Origin of the sequence: Pseudophaeobacter sp. C1-32P7 (assembly GCF_041008775.1) — a bacterium.
GTDB lineage: Bacteria > Pseudomonadota > Alphaproteobacteria > Rhodobacterales > Rhodobacteraceae > Phycobacter > Phycobacter gallaeciensis_A.
In genome coordinates, this window is sequence record NZ_JAXGFR010000063.1 from 1 (window position 1) to 3,149 (window position 3,149).

The 3,149-nt window shown below is 58.9% G+C and carries 2 protein-coding genes; one reads left to right on the forward strand and one right to left on the reverse strand.

The genetic code is table 11. The features are described from left to right. Positions 1–2,388, reverse strand: a 2,388-nt coding sequence (locus SM763_RS23990; RefSeq protein WP_369000088.1) for a Tn3 family transposase, incomplete at its 3' end; no start/stop codon positions are given. Positions 2,389–2,522: 134 nt separating this feature from the next. Here SM763_RS23990 and SM763_RS23995 point away from each other — a divergent pair. Further along, entirely contained in the window at positions 2,523–3,083 is a 561-nt protein-coding gene (locus SM763_RS23995) for a recombinase family protein (RefSeq protein WP_036562622.1), read from the forward strand. Positions 3,084–3,149 lie beyond the last annotated feature (66 nt).

Genomic DNA, 3,149 nt, shown 5'->3' on the forward strand with positions numbered 1-3,149 from the left:
CATGATGGCCGGGGGCTTCATTCCAGGCAGAAGATACAATTTGCGATCCTTGAAGTTTCGCAAGCGTGGCGCGAAGCGGAATCCCAAAAGGTAACACAATGCAAAGACGTGATCCGTCGCGCCGCCAGTGTCCACATGATGCTCTTCGATTGCGACACCCGATTGGTGGCGAAGCAGACCATCCAAAACGAAGGGTGCTTCGCTTTCTGTGGCGGTGATGACGGTCGAGTGGAACGGGCTGAACTGGTCGGAGATGTGGGTGTAGAATTTGAGGCCCGGGGTGCGCCCGTATTTCGCGTTGATGTCTGCAGAGGCTTCACCGCGGCCACCAGCCCGGAAGAACTGCCCATCTGAGGAAGACGTCATGCCGTCCCCCCAGAGCTTGGCCAGCGGGAGATCGCGCTGCATGTCGACCAAACAGGCCAGGGCAGTTGAATAGGTCTCCTCGCGCAAATGCCAGTCGTGCGCCCATGCGATCTGCCGGGCGGACAGATTGTGAGTTGCTGCCGCCATGCGGGACACACTCAGATTGACCCCGTCGGCAAGGACAGCGGCAAACAGCGCCTTTTGATCTTCCGCCGGTCTGCCCGAGCGATAATGGGTGAAGCAATCCGCAAAACCGGTCCAGGCGTTCACTTCCGTCAGCAGGTCGGGGATCTTGATTTGTGGCAATTGCCCATAGACCAGTCGGCTCATGGCCGTGGCGGCGTCGGGTGTTTCGTCTTTGACCGGGGTGATGCTCAGGGTGCCACCCTGAATGGCGGCATCCGGCAACGTCCCAGCTTCGGCCCGGGCCGCGACAACGGCCATGGCCTCCTCAATCTGCAGTTGCCGCTCTGCAAGATAGGTTTCTGCATCCGCCGCGGCGGCGATCGGCAATGATCCCTCGGTACGCAATATCTCGAAGGTGGCCTTGGGGATGAGCCGATCATCGAAGTTGCGGCGCTGCCGGCTTCCTTCGACCCAGACATCTCCTGCCCGAAGCCGATCGCGCAATTCGAAGTAGACGCAAAGCTCGTATGCGCGCCGGTTGACCTCCCCCGGTGCCGGAAAGACAAACGGGCGCCAGGCCTTCCGGATGAACCCGGTCGGCGGGTTGTCGGGCAGGCTGCGCTTGTTCGTCTCATACATAACGCGCAAAAGATCGACCGCGCGCAGAAGGCTGGCGGCACTGGCCGCTCCTTTGAAGGTCAAGCCCCTTAATATCATGGGCGCAAATTGGCGGGCTGTCTGATATTTTCCGATGAGCTCCGAGTATTTGTCGGGCTTTCCGTCTCCCAGGGCAGTCTCAATTGCGGCCGTCGCACTCTCGATCTCATCCCAATTGGCCGTGTCCAGCATCCCGTTGAGATCGCCGGTTTGCAGGCGCGCTGTCAGAGCCTCACGGCAGAAGGTTTTGAGAGACTGCAAGGGGCGGATGATGTCCATCAGGAGCTGGGATGCTTTGTCGGAACTTTGCTGTTCCGCCTTTCGAAAGCTCCGACCCAGCAATTTATCGAACATATCCAATGCAAGGTCGGTGAGCTGTTCTTCCAGCCGCAAACAGGCGGCCGACAATACAGCCCATAGCCGGGGCAAGGCCATACGCCGCAGGTTTTGCACCGTGATCCGCAAGCCTTCGCCGGCCAGACTGTCGAGCGCCGATGTCGAGATGTTCTGACGCAAACTGGTGGGCAAGCCGATCTCCCGAACCACCATCAGGCGATCCAGAACAGCCTTGATGGATTTGGCCGAGGCTGATTTGGGTGCTGCTTTCAGCCAGCTCAGCATCGACACCTCGCCCGATTCAGGTGGCGCAATCAATGCACGCAGGGCGTCGTGGTGATCCGGATGCAGGTCCCGGGTCAGAGCGGAAATCCTGACATTTTCCGCACGCCGGATCGCGTGCCTGACAATCAGTTCAACGGTACGTCGCGCCGGGACCAGAATACGCCGGCGCCTCAGTTCTTCAATCAACGAGATCGCCAAAGGCTCGGCCCGCAGGTCTTCTCCGGCAGATGGTGTCAGCCAATGAACAAGTTCCCGCACGAGGGATCTTGTGAAGGCCCGATAGCCGAACCGGGCCATGATTTGCGCGATATGTTCGCGTCGCGTTTGCGGGCGTCGATCATAGACCGCCAGATCGGAAGCGCTGGCATCAACCTGATCTGCAAGAAAGGCCAGCATCACGTCGTTGGGCTGTTCTCCAACCTCGCGAACCCGCCCGGGATGGCGCATGTAAGCCAATGATACGGCATAGCCCAGACGGGCGGCAGCGGTTCGTTTTCTGGCGACCGCCTCGATCTCATCCGGGGTGAGCGTACAATACATCGCAACCTCTCGATCCTCCAAAGGCGGCGCCATCAACCGAGACCAAAAACTTGCCGTCAATATTTGTCGCCGTGCCATTTAATATCCTTCTCCCGTTCATGTCCGAGAAACGCTCGTTTGGCGGAACGTCCCGTTCCGTCCGCCAATATGGCTTGACAACGGGAAGTCGGACAAGTTGATTTAAGGACGGGAAAACGGACAGGACTGCCTCAATGGCTCTGATCGGATATGCGCGGGTCTCGACAACAGACCAAAAGCTGGAACCGCAGGTGGATGCGCTCAAAGCCGCAGGCTGCGAAACCGTGTTTGAAGACGTCATCTCCGGTGCCAAAGCAGACCGCCCAGGCCTGAATGATGCTCTGGCCTTTCTGCGCAAGGGCGACACGCTTGTGGTCTGGAAACTCGACCGTCTTGGCCGCTCAATGAAGCACCTGGTCGAAACGGTTACAAATCTCGGAGACCGTGGCGTTGGCTTCAAATCTCTGACCGAAGGCGTGGACACAACCACCACCGGCGGCACTTTGGTCTTCCACCTATTCGGGGCGCTGGCCCAGTTCGAACGTGACCTCATAATCGAGCGCACGCAGGCCGGATTGAAGGCCGCCGCAACGCGCGGCAGAAAAGGCGGGCGCAAGCCAGTCGTCACGCCCAAGAAGCTGGAGCAAGCCAGAGCCTATATCGGTGATGGATTGACGGTCCGCGAGGCCGCAGCGCGCCTCAAAATCAGTAAAACAAGCCTCTATAACGCCCTCAGAGACCAGAAATCCGACTGAAACCTGAAGTGTTCCCGTAAAGTTCGCGCGAGCCGGACAATAACGTCACTTTTATGCAGTGACCCC

Excerpts from the sequence above, each read along its gene's own strand:
- SM763_RS23995 (WP_036562622.1), top strand. The coding sequence starts at position 2,523 with ATGGCTCTGATCGGATATGCGCGGGTCTCGACAACAGACCAAAAGCTG.